14 protein-coding genes are annotated in these 16326 nt (G+C 37.8%); all 14 read right to left on the bottom strand.

Going from position 1 to position 16326, the window contains the following annotated elements; genetic code table 11:
- Positions 1-20: 20 nt before the first annotated feature.
- Positions 21-3380: a TonB-dependent receptor gene (locus DC498_RS09165; protein WP_116873845.1), complete on the bottom strand. Its 3360-nt coding sequence runs from the start codon at positions 3378-3380 to the stop codon at positions 21-23.
- Between the two features lie 152 nt (positions 3381-3532).
- On the bottom strand, positions 3533-4654 hold the full coding sequence (locus DC498_RS09160; RefSeq protein ID WP_116873844.1) for a FecR family protein: 1122 nt from the start codon (positions 4652-4654) through the stop codon (positions 3533-3535).
- A 129-nt stretch (positions 4655-4783) separates the two neighbouring features.
- Positions 4784-5800: a FecR family protein gene (locus DC498_RS09155; RefSeq protein ID WP_116873843.1), complete on the bottom strand. Its 1017-nt coding sequence runs from the start codon at positions 5798-5800 to the stop codon at positions 4784-4786.
- Positions 5801-5867: 67 nt separating this feature from the next.
- The gene (locus DC498_RS09150) at positions 5868-6386 is read right to left on the bottom strand and encodes an RNA polymerase sigma factor (protein WP_116873842.1); all 519 of its coding nucleotides are present in this window, start codon (positions 6384-6386) and stop codon (positions 5868-5870) included.
- Between the two features lie 137 nt (positions 6387-6523).
- A complete protein-coding gene (locus DC498_RS09145; RefSeq protein ID WP_116873841.1) occupies positions 6524-7915 on the bottom strand; it encodes an undecaprenyl-phosphate glucose phosphotransferase in 1392 nt (463 codons plus the stop codon).
- 36 nt (positions 7916-7951) lie between these two features.
- Complete coding sequence (locus tag DC498_RS09140; protein WP_116873840.1) at positions 7952-8710, bottom strand: WecB/TagA/CpsF family glycosyltransferase; 759 nt, start codon at positions 8708-8710, stop codon at positions 7952-7954.
- Between the two features lie 60 nt (positions 8711-8770).
- Positions 8771-10018: a hypothetical protein gene (locus DC498_RS09135; protein ID WP_116873839.1), complete on the bottom strand. Its 1248-nt coding sequence runs from the start codon at positions 10016-10018 to the stop codon at positions 8771-8773.
- Between the two features lie 38 nt (positions 10019-10056).
- Positions 10057-10605, bottom strand: coding sequence for an acyltransferase (locus DC498_RS26755; protein WP_116873838.1), 549 nt, complete (start codon positions 10603-10605; stop codon positions 10057-10059).
- Positions 10602-11522 carry a glycosyltransferase gene (locus DC498_RS09125; RefSeq protein ID WP_116873837.1) on the bottom strand — a complete coding sequence of 307 codons (921 nt, stop codon included), beginning with the start codon at positions 11520-11522 and terminating at the stop codon, positions 10602-10604. The genes DC498_RS26755 and DC498_RS09125 overlap by 4 nt, the downstream gene beginning before the upstream one ends.
- Positions 11519-12733, bottom strand: a complete 1215-nt coding sequence (locus DC498_RS09120; protein WP_133176805.1) for a glycosyltransferase — start codon at positions 12731-12733, stop codon at positions 11519-11521. The genes DC498_RS09125 and DC498_RS09120 overlap by 4 nt, the downstream gene beginning before the upstream one ends.
- A gap of 5 nt (positions 12734-12738) precedes the next feature.
- The gene (locus DC498_RS09115; protein ID WP_206197567.1) at positions 12739-13629 is read right to left on the bottom strand and encodes a hypothetical protein; all 891 of its coding nucleotides are present in this window, start codon (positions 13627-13629) and stop codon (positions 12739-12741) included.
- Positions 13620-14426 (bottom strand): glycosyltransferase family 2 protein, encoded by an 807-nt coding sequence (locus tag DC498_RS09110; protein ID WP_116873835.1) that lies wholly within the window; start codon positions 14424-14426, stop codon positions 13620-13622. The genes DC498_RS09115 and DC498_RS09110 overlap by 10 nt, the downstream gene beginning before the upstream one ends.
- A gap of 46 nt (positions 14427-14472) precedes the next feature.
- The gene (locus DC498_RS09105; RefSeq protein ID WP_116873834.1) at positions 14473-15708 is read right to left on the bottom strand and encodes a hypothetical protein; all 1236 of its coding nucleotides are present in this window, start codon (positions 15706-15708) and stop codon (positions 14473-14475) included.
- Positions 15705-16325, bottom strand: coding sequence for an acyltransferase (locus DC498_RS09100; protein ID WP_116873833.1), 621 nt, complete (start codon positions 16323-16325; stop codon positions 15705-15707). The genes DC498_RS09105 and DC498_RS09100 overlap by 4 nt, the downstream gene beginning before the upstream one ends.
- Position 16326 lies beyond the last annotated feature (1 nt).

The following is a 16326-nucleotide window of genomic DNA, read 5'->3' as shown; positions in this document are numbered from 1 at the left end:
TTCATTTTAAAATGCTGATATTAAAATTTAACGCTCCAACCAACGGTAAACACGGAAGGGGTAGGATAAGTACCCGAATCAATGCCATCAAAACCCACTTCCACATTGGTTGATTTACTTTTAGACCACACGTAAGGCCTGTCAGCAGTAAGGGTAAAACGCATTTCAGGTACCTTGTTACGCTTCTCTATGGAGTATCCTAACTGGATATTTTGAATCCTGAAGAACTTCCCGTCTTCTAACCAAAACCTTGAAGCCTTTTGGTTCCATGCCGTTCTGTACCCTTCAGATGAGGGGTAGCTGTTGGATGTTCCTTCTCCATGCCAGCGGTTATCAGCTAACTGGGCGTCTATATTTCTTCCCTGGTTCCTGAAAACTTCTGCACGGCTACTGTTAAAAATTATATTGCCGCCCTGCCCGTAAATGCGTACCGATAAATCAAAGTTTTTATAGTCTACCCCAATGTTACCACCATAATAATAAGTAGGGGCCGGGGAGCCTAAATATACCCTGTCGTTGGCATCTAATACTTTATCTCCGTTTACATCCCTGAATTTAAAATACCCCGGTTTTACCGTTCCTGCACCGGCTGCATTTGCAGCAGCAGCTACCGGATCTGCATCTACTTCAGCCTGGGTTTGATAAACGCCTGTGATCTCGTATCCATAAAATACATCAAAGGGCTGCCCTACTGTTAATCTCTGCGGAAACTCAGCCAGTGGTCCCCTGGTTATAAAAGCCTGGCCAAACAGGTTGGTAACTTCATTTTTAATGGTACTAAAATTAGCGCCTATCGTATACCCCCAATCTTTAGCAATCTTTCCTCTCCAGGTGGCCGAAATTTCTATACCCTTATTACGCATAGCTCCCACGTTTTGATAACTCGTTTCGTTACCTACCTGGGGCAATACAGGGATAGCAAGGTTTTTGGTATTTTTTACAAAGTAATCTGCGGTAATGCTTAACCTTCTGTCCAATAATTCCAGGTCTGCACCCACGTTCAGTTCTTCGTTAAATTCCCAGCTTAAGTTATCCTGGTAAGTTGAAAAATTAAAGCCGTCTACTTTTGTATCGTTAAATACACTCCACACAGCATTGGCGCTTTGCGCCCTTGCAGTTGGCACATTGCCATTGGCCAAACGGCCCCAACCTGCCCTGAGTTTCAAATAATTAATGGAAGACAGATTTTCCATGAAATCTTCACTGGATACGATCCACGCCAACCCTACGGAAGGCAAAGTAATACTCTTTTCCTGGTTGTACTTGTTAGCAGCTTCATTTCTCACTGTAGCATAGGCTATGTACTTGTTTTTGTATTTGTATTGCAACCGCCCGAAATAGGAACGGCTATATACCCTGGTTCCATCATCTGATGACACCCTTGAGCTTGCAGAGGTGTTTTCAATATACCAGGATTGCTTTACATCTCTTGAAAAAGGTCCTTCATAAAAATTTCCTGTAGTTGAAAAGAAGGTATACCTCTCGTCCCTGAAAGAAAATCCCCCCATTGCGGTAATATCGTGATCTCCAAATGCCTTAGTATAAGTTAACGTATTATCAAAAGTGTAATTTTCCTCCAGTGCATTAGACCTTGTAATGGATGATTGTACTAAACTTCTTTGATAAGCATCGGCTATATAATAAGGCAAATTCATCAGCCTGTTATTATCATTTCTGTTATTATAAGAAAGGCTCGTTCTGAAGTTTAAGGTTTTTGGTAGAATATGAAAATCGCCAAACACATTGGCAGTGATCCTTCTTCTTTCTCCCAGGTTATCTACATTATTCATATTGGGGAATGGGTTCTGATGATCCCTGTATCCTACATCCTTTGCTGAAGAATATGGCTGGGAATATACCGTTTGTCCGGCATAGTTGGCATCCAGCACAGGTAATATAGGTACAGCATAATATATCTCTGCCCATGGGTTAATATTGCCGTAGCCGTATTGCTCACTTTTACTGTACACCATACCGGCTCCGACAGTTAACCAATCTTTGGCTTTTGCTTCTAATTTTGCCCTTAAATTGTACCGTTGATAACTACTGCTTTTTATATCTAATATCCCATCCTGGGTAAAATAACTAGCTCCTACAGAATAGGATATTTTTTGAGAACCTCCATCAACAGAAATATCATGATTCATAATGGGGGCGTTGCGCAGGGCCTCCTTATACCAATCGGTATTTGCATTAGGCAGGTTCGGGTTAACCCGGCTCCTTCCATACCTGGCAATAGCTGCCTGCACACTCGCTATTTCAACGCTGGAACCTGATTCGTTGGCAAAGTTTACAAATTGCTCTGCATTAGCCATTTTTACTACATTAGCAGCTCTTTGTGTGCCATAATAACCGGAATAAGTAACGGTAGCATCTTTGTTATATTTGCCACCCCTGGTGGTAATTAATACTACCCCGTTAGAAGCCTTATAACCATAGATAGCAGCAGACGAAGCATCTTTTAACACCTGGAAATCCTGGATATCATTGGGTGTTAAGAAATCAATATTGTCAACAAATACTCCATCCACTACATATAAAACACTTCCCCCGTATAAGGATTTGATCCCGCGGATATTAATTTCGGGTGCATCACCAGGGCCGCCCAGGCTACTGATTTGGACACCGGTTACGTTGCCCTGTACAGCATTAAGCAATGCGCCGCTCGGGGTTTTCTTCAGATCCTCCGGCTTAATTGTCGCAATCGAACTGGTTAAATCGCCTTTCTTTGCTGTACCATACCCAATTACCACTACTTCATTGAGTTGTTGTGAAACTGATGGCTCAAGGTATACGTCAATTTTTGTTTGATCGTTTATGGCAATCTCCTGTGTTTTATAACCAACGGAAGAGATAACCAATGTTCCGTTTTCCGGAGCAGAAATAGTGTAATCACCATTGGCATCTGTAGTTACACCTTTTGAAGTTCCTTTTATGGTTACTGAAGCCCCGGCTAAAGGATTGCCTGATGCATCATTTACCTTACCTGTAATGGTAATATCTTTTCTTAAAGCTTCATTTTCCATAACCACTATCAGGTTATCATCAAGCCTGTTGTAAGAAAGAACAGTACGTGTAAAGAGATTTTTAAGTACCTCATCAATGCTGGCATCTTTCGCATCAATGGATGTTTTTTGTTTCAGATCAATCAAACTGCTATTGTATACAAAACGGTAATAGCCTTGCTTTTCAATAGCGCTCAGCACCTGGCTGATGGATGCCTTGCTAAGGTTCAGGGTAATTTTTTCCTGGGCCTTTGCTTTTGCCATTACCTGGCAAACGCTAAGCACCAGCAATAAAACAGTAAGCTTCATAACTGTTAATACTTTAAAATAAGCAGTCGGTAAATGGTGATAATACCATAGCCGTTTTTTTTTCATATATTTATCATTAAGGGTTAATTAAACAAAACTTGCATTTAATATTACGTTTCAGGCAAGTTTTACACCTGGCGGGAAATGCTGGAACATTTCCCGTTTTTATGTTCAATGTTTTCTCATGATGTATTAAGCATTGCCATAGCAGAATTGGGTTAGTGAGAAATTATTACAGTGTCTTTCATAAGTGTATATGAAAATCTATTGGCTAGTTGCAGTGCTTTAAGCGCCTGCTCTATATTCTCGTTCTTAAAATTGGCACTAAACATCAGCTGTTTGACTTTCTCATTTTGAAAGCTGAAAGCAATACCATATTTTCTTTCCATATCTGCGCTCAGCTCTACAAATGATTTATCCCGGAAAATAAGCCTGTCATCCATCCAAGAAGTTTCTATTATTGTACTGTCAGAGGGTAAATAACTTATACTGCTTATTTTACTGCTGGTTGAAGTTGCCGCTGTATTGCCGGTTTTTTCAGGTTCAGCCAGCCTGGCTGTATATCCTGTTACAATCAGCTTATCTTTCGGCTTCAAAATAATTTTTTCACCGGTTCCCTGGCGCACAGTCACTTCAATTGATCCATGTATCAGGCTGGTTTCAGAACTTTTATCTTCGGGATAAGACTTTACATTAAAGGTCGTGCCCAGCACTTTAATGTCCATTTGATGCGTATGGATAATAAACGGCTTCAAGGCATTTTTAGCAACATCAAAATAAGCTTCGCCCTTTAATTCAACTTCACGTGTTTCTCCCTTATTAAATGCTTTATCATAGGTTAGCCTGCTGCCACCGTTTAGCCATACCAGCGACCCGTCTGGCAAAATAATTTTTGAATGCGCACCTGTTTTTGTTGAAATTTCATTGATTGTATGCTCCTGTACTTTCGCGGTTATGCTTTTGGTTTTAGAGCTGGCTGGTGAATTAAAAAAAAGTAAGTAAGAAAATATAGCTATAACAGAAGCCGCAGTAAAAGCATAAAAAATGTACTTACGTTTTTGGGACGACAGGGATTGAGCAGACCGATCCTGCGCAGAGCTTTCTTCCATAATGATCTCGCCCCTGTTATCTGCAAGACGCATTAAATGATGCTGTAATGCATCAAATGCTTCCTGCTTATCATATGGTTTGTCAAGCTTCCATATATCGGTAATGTTCTGAATGGGGTAATATAACTCCGGATGCTGGGCTAAAATTTGAGAAAGTTCTTTAAGCTCGTCATGGCTGGCTTCGCCATTAAGTTTTTTGCCTAATATATACCATATTCTGTCAACTGTCATAAGCAAGCCGTCGTTTGGATAGTATTAAGACAATAGCACACAGTCTTTACCCCTAAGAAGAGATAAAATTTATAATAAAAAAGGACTTGCTTGTGGCAAGTCCTTAAAAAATAGTTGAGAAAGGGCTATTTATAGTATTATAAACTCATCATTTTCTCCATCCAGTTGTGTGTTGGTTATGGCACACAGGTTTTCCAAAACCCGGGCAACAGGAGTGTCTTTAGTAAAAGAAAAAGACACCCTCATGCGTTCAAATGCAGCATCAGACAGCGTCACATTTATACCATATACTCTTTCTATATCTGCAATTATATCGATCAGAAACTCCTCTTCATATTTCATATTTCCCTCACGCCAGGAAGCTACATTTTCTGAAGAAACTGCTTTGCGGCTAATATTATCGTCATCTTTGTTCACCTTAAGTGATTGTCCTCCGGCTAACACACCCAATAAGTCTGATCCCTGGGTCACCCTAATTTTTCCGGAAACAGAGCTTACAGACAATTGTTTGTCTTTAGGATAAGCTTTTATGTTAAAAGCACTGGAATGCGCTGTTATTGTTATTCTACCGCAATGTATAACAAGTGGGGCAGATGAAGACGATCTTGAGCTGAAGAAGGCTTCACCATTCAAGGTTATTTCGCGCTTGTCGTCAGAGAATTTATCAGGAATTTCTATTACACTGTTAGCATTTAACCAAACCTCTGTGCTGTCTGAAAGAGATAACCTTCCCTGCTGCACCTTTGTGCTGATTTTTTTTGAAGGGTTGCTGGTAGTCGGTTTTTGAATATAATTTACAACAGAAAAATTTTTTCTTACAATCCAGATAAGCGTACAAAATCCTATTATACAGGAGACTGTTACTACAACCAGTAATTTCCATTTGGGCTTCCCTGAAACCAATGTTTTGTCGGAGAAAGCAGATTGATCGTCAGGCCCGGTCAGTACCAGCTTTCCATTTTCATCAACATAAGTAAAGGATGGGTGATTTTTTTTTATATCATCATAAATGTTCCTTACGGCTTGTTTCAGAGATTGGTCTCCTGCCCTTAATCCATTAATATATGAAAACAACTCTTCTAATTCCTCCCTGGAACAATTATTTTTTTCATATTGTCGAAGCAGATATTCTATTCTCTCTTCCATTGGCAAACACGCTATGCTGTCAATTTTTAATAGCAGTAGTTAACACAGTAATATTTCAAAAAGAAATTTATTGAAATATATTTCTAATGGAATATATAACCTTAGTAAATTGATTTTTTAAAGTGCCTTTTGAAATTTTAAGATATTGAATAAATTCCTGGTAATTTAAGCTATCAGCATTTGAAAGCCTGTATATGCGCTTTCTTTGTGGAGGAAGTTGGTCAATTGCTTTATCAATAATACTTGTATACTCTTTTTCAGAAATTTTTTCTTCAATGGCTTCTATCGTCATATTGCGCATACTAATCCACAACGCATCCCTTAATTTTCTTTCAGCAGAAGTTTTATGCAAAAAATCTATTACTTTACTTTCTGTTAATTTATACAGCCATGACTCAACATTTACAATTGAATAAATGCCTGAACGTTGTAGCCAGAGCTTCATAAACACCTCATGAATTACATCCTTTGCATATTCATCAGATTTGGTAAGATGTAATACTAATGTATATAGCCTGTATTCATGGCGTTTAAATACATCCATGAAATATACTTCAAGTGCATTTTCTACTCCCTGCGTGGTCATGAATCTCCAATTTGTGGTTTAGTCAATGATATCCGATATTTAAAAATAACAAAAAAATAAAACAGAATTAACAAACTTCAAAAAATGATTTTTAAAAAGGAAAATAAATTAACTCTCCGGAAGTATGCAAATTTTTACTAATAAGCATTTTTCTCCCCCTTCATCACATTAAAAACGGTCATAAATACAATACGGGTATCAAGCCAAAGGCTCCAGTTTTCAAGATACCAGATATCATATTTTACCCGGTTTGCCATATCTTCTGTAGTTTTTGTTTCTCCTCTCAAGCCGTTTACCTGTGCCCACCCGGTTATCCCTGGTTTTAAAAAATGGCGGATCATAAACTGGTTAATCAATCTTGAATATTCTTCTGTGTGCTTTAGCATATGGGGGCGCGGCCCTACTACGCTCATATCACTCATTAATACATTAAAAAACTGGGGCAATTCATCAAGGCTCGTTTTTCGCATAAAGGCTCCCATTTTTGTAATCCTGCTGTCATTTTTTGTGGCCTGCCTGCTGTCTGAGTCCCTATTAACCGTCATACTTCTAAACTTCAGGCAATTAAATGGCCTGCCGTCTTTACCATTTCGCTTTTGAACAAAAAATACAGGACCCCTGGATTCAAGCTTGATAAGTATCGCAAGGATAGGAACAAGCCACGATAAAATAAATATTATAGCTATACTGCTCACCACTATATCAAAAAACCGCTTTTTAATTCTGTTCCCTACATCATCCAAAGGTTCATGTCTTGGAGATAATACAGGCATATCATCTATATATTCAATATGTACCGGCCTTCTGATAAAATGATCAAGATCAGGCAATATCCTGAATTTAATACAAGCGTGGTCTGCCTGGTTCATAAGGGTGTATATGTATTTATCTTCTTCCGGGGAAATGGTAGAGAATATTTCCGTAACCTGTTCTTTCAGGGAATAGTTAATAATATTTCGCCTGTCAGAAATAATCGGATAATGTGTAAGCTCATGAATGTTGGTTTCATCTTCACAAAACCCAAGAATTTCGGTATATATCGGCTGCTGTTCCAGGTATTCCGCCAGTTTCTTTGCCCGTGTATTATATCCTATTATAACCACTTTCCTGGTTATATATGCCTTGTTCCTGAAATAATGGTAGAGTCCCAAATGAATGATCCTGTCTACTATAAGCCCGAATGCAAACGAAATGAGCATACTGAGGAAAAACAATCTTGACACATCACTCTGCTTATTCAGAAAGAGGTAGAGCGTTACCAATGCGAGAAAATATCCATAAGCATGCATGGTATTACGCGAAAATTTTTCGAACGAAAAAATATCGCTGTTACGGTAGGTGTTGTTTCCCCAACTTACTATTATCCATGCAAAGTTGCACCATATCCATAAATATGAATATTGATTATTCAGTTCTGCAGGTATATAATTCGAAAAGAAAAATCTGCACCCATAATAAACTGTATTAAGAGCCAGTAAGTCCAGTAATAAAAAACCTATACGAATAAGGTTTGAAAGATGCTGGTTCATAAAAGATTATTAATATTATTTTAATATTATTTACAGTTAGCAGCGATTTGTCCTGGGGGCAACCCACTGTTTAAGCATGGCTTTTAATAACAACCAGATAAAAATACTGTTGGTCACAAAATATCTTTTTGCCAAACGACGAGGTTCCTGCATAAATCTATATAACCATTCCAATCCACATTTTTGCATCCATTTCGGGGCTCTTTTTTGTTCCCCGATAAGTACAGGTAACGCTCCTCCTATCCCCACCATACATGCATTGATCTTACCCTTCATAGAAGCCATCCATTTTTCCTGTTTGGGGCACCCCAGAACAGCAAAAACAATTTTTGCGTTACTTCTGTTAATATTTCTTTCTATTTCTGTTTTTTCGGTATCAGTCAGAGGTCTGAAAGGTGGGCTATAATATCCGGCAACAGTTAACTGAGGATATTTTACTTTCAAAAACTGCACTGTTTTTTTAATCATTTCTTCTGTACCTCCAAAAAAATATACCGGAATGTTATCCTGCTCTGATTGCTTTAAAAGGTCGGGCAGCAGATCCATTCCGGCAACCCTATCCTGGGTATGTTTGTGTAATAAGCGCAATGCCCAAACCAACGGCGTCCCATCTGGTGTAACTATATCTGCACTATTTACTATATCAGCAAAAGATTTGTTATTATGTGCCTCTACAAGCATATGTACATTAGCAACACATACATAAGAAGATTTATTTGAAAGTGCTAAATGTTTTATTTCGTCAATAAAATCCCTATATCTTCCTGTTGTTACAGATAATCCTAGAACTTCCATTTCGTGACTGATTTCTTATTATTAAAGAAGATAAATCAATTTGATATTGTCTCACATATATTATGCAACTGTGTAAACAATAAAATACATAACAAAAAAAGCAATTAAGGCTATGCGCCGGCAAGTATCTATTTTATCAGATACATAATATTCAGCACTCAAAAATATAAGCGCAAGTAATATACTATTATCATAATACCGCTGAAAAATAGCATCGTTAGGGATTTCTGAAAGAAACAATCCAAGGAGAAACAAGATGTAAAATCGGGAACCTTTTTTTTGCCCGATACCCAGCAAGTAAATTATTCCTAATCCTCCAAGTATATAAAATAATATTGCAGAGTCGGCAACTTTTGAAAAAGGTTCTGCCATGTACCACAGGAATCCAAAATCCTTAGGGCCTTTTATCAGGGGAAAGAAAAAAGTAACGCCCCACACCAGTAAAAGCCCGCTAAAAATAATTAAAGCATTCTCTTTCCGGCAAAGGGAAGCAAAAATGTTTATGCCCGGAATAAAAATGCTATAGAACCCTACCGTACTTAATCCGTATAATATTGCCTTAGGACTTAGTGATGTTTTACGTGTATGCCATTCAGTAAAAGAGGGAGGTGTTAACCCTTGCCATAATACAAAGAAATACAAGGTTGGAGCAGCCGCTAAAAAAAGAAAAAAACAATGTAGTGCTTTCTGCTTAACTGGTACATCTTCCTTTAATATGTCTGCTAAAATGGGCAGACATACAAACAGGTATGTTTGCCTTGTAAGCCCCATCAGCATAACAAACAGCAGCGAAATTAAAAACAGCCTTTCTTTGCCCTCCTGTTTGTATCTCAGGTAAAAATTAAAGAAACACAATAACCATAAAACAGGTAAATTATCAGTAAGCAGCACAAAAGCTTCTCTGAAATAATACGGAGACAATGCGAAAAGCAGGGCAAACAGAAATGAGCTTTGAACGGATAATCTAAAGCGCCGAATAAGTATATTAAAAAGCAAGACAACAGAAGCATAGGTTATGAAAAAATTGACAAGCCTTAAGGTTTCAATATCCGTTCCAATTACTTTGCTTATGGCTGCAACCAAAATATGAAAAAGGGGAGTGGTTGCAGAGCTATAATCTTTTAAATAAAGAAAGGGCATTTGCTTTGCGAATGCAAGGATAGTAGGATAATGATGAGTGGGCTCGTCAATTGAAAAAATGGGGTCAAGCCCATTTGTAAGGCCTGTGGTAAAAATGTAAACGGAAAGAAAAGGTACAAATAATAATACTCCTACATATAAAGGCGTATAATTATTTTTAGTAAGCATAATGATCAGTCAATTTGTAATTAAACTTAAGCACTACTTTAAGTACGAGTATATTGTTTTAGTAACTGTATATGGTTATCCAATGCTGCCGTATCTTCAAAGCGATCCCTGATTTTTTTTGCAGGTATGCCTCCATATATAGTGTAAGGTTCCACGTCCTTAACGACTATCGAACCTGCTGCTATAATCGCTCCGTCACCAATTCTAACACCGCTCATAATTATTACACCATACCCAACCCAAACATCATTACCTATTATTGCAGGTTTGGTTTCTGCCCCTTTCCAGTTATAGGATTTATCCCTTATTTGCATGGCATGCCTTACCGGAACACCTACCTGCTGAAAATTATGATCATATTTACCTACTATTGCTACTTTATTGCCAAATATTACGTAATCACCTATAACACAGTCCGATTCAATCTGCGAATCTCTTCCGATATAAAAATCTTTACCGATTTTAATTTTATTTTTTGCCCATAATCTCACCCTGGCTCCGGCATGAAACCCTTCACCTATATCATACTTCCGCCACTTTATTTTAACGAGATAGATATCCCTGATATTTTTTAAGATCCTAATCACGTTGTTCTTTTAAACATATTTAAAAAGATTGTATGTAATTTGGAGCGTACCCGGGCTGTTATGCCCATTTTCTGTAAAAACATCTTTTGAAAATAGTGTGTTGCTTCAATAGCATCAGGAAACACAAAAGAAGTTTTCCCATCTTTATCTAATGCAGGTACATATCTTTTTTCTGAACCTGTTGTATGTGTTGCAAATTCGTCAAATCCGGAATTATATACTTTTGAATAAACAGGATAAAGTGTTACGCCACCTGTTTTGAATTGATGATAAAACCAACGGATAGCCCACGAATCAAGCCGTCCCTCCATTTGCTCCCGCAACATTTTGTTCAGATCAGACCCTCCCCGGGCAAAAGCCTGTTGAGCCTTTTTATCCGCAGTGAATTCAGCATACGTGCTAACATTCCAATCCACATTAATCCATCTGTCTCTCCATGTCGCCCAACCCCACGACCATCCTCTATTCAAAAAATAAGCATCCAATGAATAATTACTACAGTCTGCCCTAAGATCAAATGAATAACCGGAAATACTGAAAACTTTTTTATCGTCCTTATACCGTATTAAAGCCTCGTTCATAAAAGCGAGGAAATTACTTGTGGTAAGGAGGTCATCTTCCATAACTATTACACTATCATGAGTTTCCAGCACCATTGATGTGCCCGAAATTATGGATTTTGCTAACCCGAAGTTTTGTTCACGTGCTATTATTCTGATTGATTTAAACCCATTGATGGTTTTTAAAAAATCCCGTACATCACTTACAGCCTGCTGATCCGGCTCTTTTTTAGCCGCGTCAGAGAACACATACAAATCACTTTGCGCAGAAAGCGAATTTTTTTGCAGCGCGGCAACTGTTTGTTTAAGCGTATCTAACCTTTTATATGTAAACAAAAGTATTGGAGCTATATTCATTTTATCGGATAGTATTGTTCAACTATATTATTTATTTTCTTTTCCCATTTTTGTTGCCCCGCAAAATTATAGGCAGCAATGCTCATCGACCTTAATAATGCAGGATATGTATATAATGTCAGGATGGCTTCTTTCAGGTTTCTAATTGCTGCCTCCGGAGTTTCGCATAAAACCCTGAACCCACGGCTATCGTCAACTATTAACGCTTGGCCATGCAGGTTAAGTGTAACAACCGGCATACCAAATGCCATTGCCTCAATTAATTGAGCAGGACATGAATCCCTTAGCGATGTATAGAAAAAAACATCATGGTCAGCATAATATTGCCTTACCCCTTCAAAAGGCACTTTACCTTTCCAGAAAACCTTGCTTTCAAGCTTGTATTCCTTTAATTTGTCAAGAAAAACTTCTTTCATCTCCCCATCACCAATTACGGTAAGTGTAATGCCGGCATAGCTTTCCAATTCTTTCATTACGTCCAACAAGAGTAAAATCCCTTTCCGGGGCATGAAGCGTCCCACCCATAGTAATTTAAGTTGTTCATTTTCAGTTCGTTTTATAGTTTGTTGTTCAGGGAAAAAAGATGTTGGTAACGCGGCATCTAATGTGAACCTAACATTCCGCGCCCCATTTTCTTCGGCCATTTCAAGCGTATCCCTATTGGAAACCAGTACAACTGAAGCCTTTTGGAGCATTTTTTTGCAGGCAGGGTTATATTTAAGCATAAACCTGGTAACAGTTTCTCTTTTCTCTTCTGCATTCCAATGTTCTCTAAAATATTTTTTAAATGCTGCAGGCGCCACCTGCCCGCCACCTGCAGGTCCAAAAATAAACGGCACATTCAATTTGTACATAAAAGAGCCCATTTGTAAACTACCCCAGGTAACATGATGCGCTATCTCAAACTTAATCTGCTTATGCAAACGAAGCGCCATCTTGTAAGCATACCATTGCCATATAATGTAATAGAGATACATGGTAGGTTGTGATGCAGAATACAGTTTCTCCAGCCCTATTGGCAATTGTAGGTAATGAAAGTGAAGATTTACAGGTTTCTGTTTTGATTCAATGCCTTTACGTGAAACTTCCCTGGTTATGCAATGCACCTCAAAACCTTTATTAGCTAACCCAATTGCCCAGTTCCAACCATTTCCCGGCTCCGACCCTTTGGTAGGATCACAAGCAAAAGCAGATAGTAAAAGCCTTCTCATTTTATCTATTGATTCTTTTTCTTCCACTTCTGTATAGTCTTTATATAAACTTTATTTAAAGCGAATTGAACTATTGACTTCAGACCTTCAAGTGTTTTTAAAAGCCCAACCATCTTCAGCGAAAAAAACAAAGGATGTATTGTTTTTCCCGACAACTCTTTTAACTGACCCAAAGAAAGGTTTAATACTACAGGAAGATTCGATTTCAAAAATGGTACGCCATGATTGTTTGTAATAAAACTGATCCTGTTAACAGGAATTTGTTTAACTAATTCGTTTTGCTCAATATCCCAGGTACTTTTATTTGAATGAAAATAATATACAGTTGATGGATTGGTAATAAAGTTTGCAGCGTTATAGTATGGCAACAGTATCTCATTATTCTTGTTCCGAAAAAGTATTGGATCTATCATTTCTGCATTACTTTCATTCAATAAAGAAAGTATTTCAAATTGTCCGTTAAAAGTATAAATCCTTTCAGCATTTATTAACTGGCCAAGTATGACAGAAATAAAACCTCCTGCCGAACTCCCCAGGAAAATAGTTTTATAGCCCATAGTTTCTTCCCTTAGAAAATCAAAAAGTGCCGCAGGGCAGTTGAGCGTTGCATTAATTCCGGTGAGGTACCATTGCTTCTTTATATCACGTAGAAAAATGTGTTTATACCCGTAGTTAATTCTGTTGCCATACCATTCAAACCTGTTTTTTTTTATCACACTTTCAGAAAAAGCTATTTCATTATTAGGATAATAAAGATCATTACTGGCAAAATATACAATACAATATTCCTTTACAGCATTTTCATTATATTCAATAAGATAATTTGGATGATTTTCGTAAACATCATTTACAATTTCAGCATCAGCCTGAAAAACAAAAGGTGGTTTTATTTCCATAATGCTGGTATTAAAACGCGTAAATGTATCGTAAAATAATGCTTGATGGCTGTTAACCACCCATAATACTTCCTTTCAAAAATAAAAAAGTAGTAAGGGTGACTGTTGCCTAAAGGAGAGTATAATGCTTCAAATCTTTCTTTAAGCGGGACATTGCTATAACACCATGCAGGTAGTTTAGCATTTCTCTCGCAATATCCTATATATTGACGGGTAGTTACAATTCTAAATCCTTTTTTTATTGCCCTGAGCCCGTATTCATAATCGCCTATTGCATGAGGATAAAGCGGATCTAATATTCCCGTGTTGTCGCAAATTAATTTGCTTACTAATACGCAATTACCGTTAATAGTATAGCACTCCTGCAACGCTCCATCAGGATGAATTTCTTCGCCATTAGCTTTTCTGCCTCCGTAGGTAAATGTTTGATTTAACCTGGAACAAATTGCTCCACATATTATGGCATTGTTTTTAGTTGCAGCAGCGCACTCCAGCATTTCGATGATGGCATTGATTTTAATATCCGTATCATCATTCAGCCACAGGTAGTAATCAAAATCACACTCATTTTTAGCCGCCTCCCATGCCGTATGCATACCTCTGTTCCAATATAAATGTCCATTACCTTTAATTATCTGCACACCAGGAAAAAGTTCAGAAACAGCCTCCGGGGTACCGTCAGTAGAAGCATCATCAACCAGGAAAACCTTAACAGCATACCCTGTATTCATTTCCTCCTGGCAAAACAGGTTTTTAAGACACTGAACTGTTTTATCCCTGCGGTTGAAGCATGTCATTATAACGGCAATATGTGGAGTGTTATCTGTCACTTGTTATCAGGTATTATGCAAAAATATATTTAGCTGTCCAAATCTTGATTTGTTCATCACTCAGGTTGCGGAACTGGTTTGAAAAACATACGCCTACTGCTACCCATAAAAAATAAAAATTCATATCATATTTTGTAATATCCTCAATAAAAAAAAGTATCCACCTGAACGCAAGAAATACTGCTATTGTCTTACAGAAAAAATTATTCGATTTATTCAGCCCCAGGTAAGCCGCATAAGCAAGCACAAAAAAATACAAAAACACTCCTGTCAACCCGGAATATAATAAAGTATTTAAGAAACCCACTTCAGCACCATATCGCTCAGTCATATTATCTGCTAAAACAAAGGTATCAGATTTATATTTTGCAGTTGCACCTCCTCCAAATAGTAAAATATTATCAGCCACAACTGAGTTTAATACTTCCACATATAACCCGGTTCTTGTGTCTGCCATTAAATTGCTGCTTTCTTTTCCGCCTTGATCTACAACAAATACATCTTCTTCATCAAACGGCTGAAATACGTTAAAAGTGCCTGCTATGCCCAGATACAGCAATATAAATGGGGCCAGAAAAAGCAGGAAGCTCACGATCTTTAACCATCCCTGCTTTATTACACCTTTAAACAGATACACTCCAAACAGCACAACGCCTATAGCTACCCTCAAAAAATTTGCCCGAATTTCAAAGGCTGTAATCATACTTAAAAAAGCAGTAATAAAAATTAATATCCGCCACTTATTTTTAAAATAAATACTAAGCATCACAAAAAACCATACGGAAATTACAGCACGGGCATATGCAAATAGCAGGAGAACACCCAAGGGAAACAGGAATAATGCATACAGGTAGACTTTCTTAATTATCATTTTTAAAAATGGTCCGTTAAAAACTATGGTAATCCCAATTATTACAGCCAGCGGAATTAAAAAGAAAAACAGAGATGACAGAAAAAGAAATCTCCAGTCATAATATATTTTCGCATTAAAAGCTCCGCGGATAATCGTTATAATATTCCAGGCAATCAAAAAGGTAAGCAGCCTGGCAGCATATTTTGGAACCTGCCCTTTCCAATTCGTATTTCTTACATAAATAATCAAACAAAATACAGATACAAATCTTAATATTGCCGTGAAAGTGGCTGGATTAAAAGGTAAAAAACCGCCGCCGGCTATATAATCAAGTATATCCGATATTAATATTGTCAGGAAAGACGTAGCCGCTAACCGGTTTTGCCTGCTATTCATGGCAATGCTTTTATAAATTTAGCGGGATTCCCTCCCCAAATCTCATTGGGCGGCACACTGCGTGTAACAACGGAACAAGCTCCGATAATAGCGTTCTTACCTATTATTACTCCTTTCAAAATTGTTGAATGAGCGCCTATAAAAACATTATCTTCAATAACCACCGGCTGCTTATTTGCCTGTGCTTTATCTGTACCCCTCATTGCCCTTTTTTCAGCATCCAACGCATGAAAGTCTGTATCATAAATACAAACGCCTCCCCCAATCTTTACATTATTCCCAATAGTTATTGAGGTATGTGCAACAATTGCAGTAGAACTCATTCCAACATTGTTCCCTATTACGATCTCTGCATGGCTGTCAACAAAAAAAATGCATGGCTGTGGTCTTCCTATCGGATTACCTTTTAATCCATTATTCATAGCCAGCCTGCTACCTATAACACATCTTCCTCCTAATGCAACACTTACGTAAGGTATGCCTTTGGTTACAAAACTTTTGCATTGCACGTTTTGTGTATAAAACAAGAACCGGCAATATAGCCAGTCAAACCAACTGGTAATGGCCAGGAATATCCTGCGAAGCCCTTTAAAAAACAATGAAACTGATTTCTGCATA

The organism is Terrimonas sp. (genome assembly GCF_003075435.1).
GTDB lineage: Bacteria > Bacteroidota > Bacteroidia > Chitinophagales > Chitinophagaceae > Agriterribacter.
Note: the sequence above shows the minus strand (reverse complement) of the source record. Positions and strands in the feature narration are given on the sequence as shown.

Bases quoted from the DNA above. Each gene is read 5' to 3' on its own strand.
- DC498_RS09165 (WP_116873845.1), bottom strand. From the start codon at position 3,380: ATGAAAAAAAAACGGCTATGGTATTATCACCATTTACCGACTGCTTAT.
- DC498_RS09160 (WP_116873844.1), bottom strand. From the start codon at position 4,654: ATGACAGTTGACAGAATATGGTATATATTAGGCAAAAAACTTAATGGC.
- DC498_RS09155 (WP_116873843.1), bottom strand. From the start codon at position 5,800: ATGGAAGAGAGAATAGAATATCTGCTTCGACAATATGAAAAAAATAAT.
- DC498_RS09150 (WP_116873842.1), bottom strand. From the start codon at position 6,386: ATGACCACGCAGGGAGTAGAAAATGCACTTGAAGTATATTTCATGGAT.
- DC498_RS09145 (WP_116873841.1), bottom strand. From the start codon at position 7,915: ATGAACCAGCATCTTTCAAACCTTATTCGTATAGGTTTTTTATTACTG.
- DC498_RS09140 (WP_116873840.1), bottom strand. From the start codon at position 8,710: ATGGAAGTTCTAGGATTATCTGTAACAACAGGAAGATATAGGGATTTT.
- DC498_RS09135 (WP_116873839.1), bottom strand. From the start codon at position 10,018: ATGCTTACTAAAAATAATTATACGCCTTTATATGTAGGAGTATTATTA.
- DC498_RS09125 (WP_116873837.1), bottom strand. From the start codon at position 11,522: ATGAATATAGCTCCAATACTTTTGTTTACATATAAAAGGTTAGATACG.
- DC498_RS09120 (WP_133176805.1), bottom strand. From the start codon at position 12,733: ATGAGAAGGCTTTTACTATCTGCTTTTGCTTGTGATCCTACCAAAGGG.
- DC498_RS09115 (WP_206197567.1), bottom strand. From the start codon at position 13,629: ATGGAAATAAAACCACCTTTTGTTTTTCAGGCTGATGCTGAAATTGTA.
- DC498_RS09110 (WP_116873835.1), bottom strand. From the start codon at position 14,426: ATGACATGCTTCAACCGCAGGGATAAAACAGTTCAGTGTCTTAAAAAC.
- DC498_RS09105 (WP_116873834.1), bottom strand. From the start codon at position 15,708: ATGAATAGCAGGCAAAACCGGTTAGCGGCTACGTCTTTCCTGACAATA.
- DC498_RS09100 (WP_116873833.1), bottom strand. From the start codon at position 16,325: ATGCAGAAATCAGTTTCATTGTTTTTTAAAGGGCTTCGCAGGATATTC.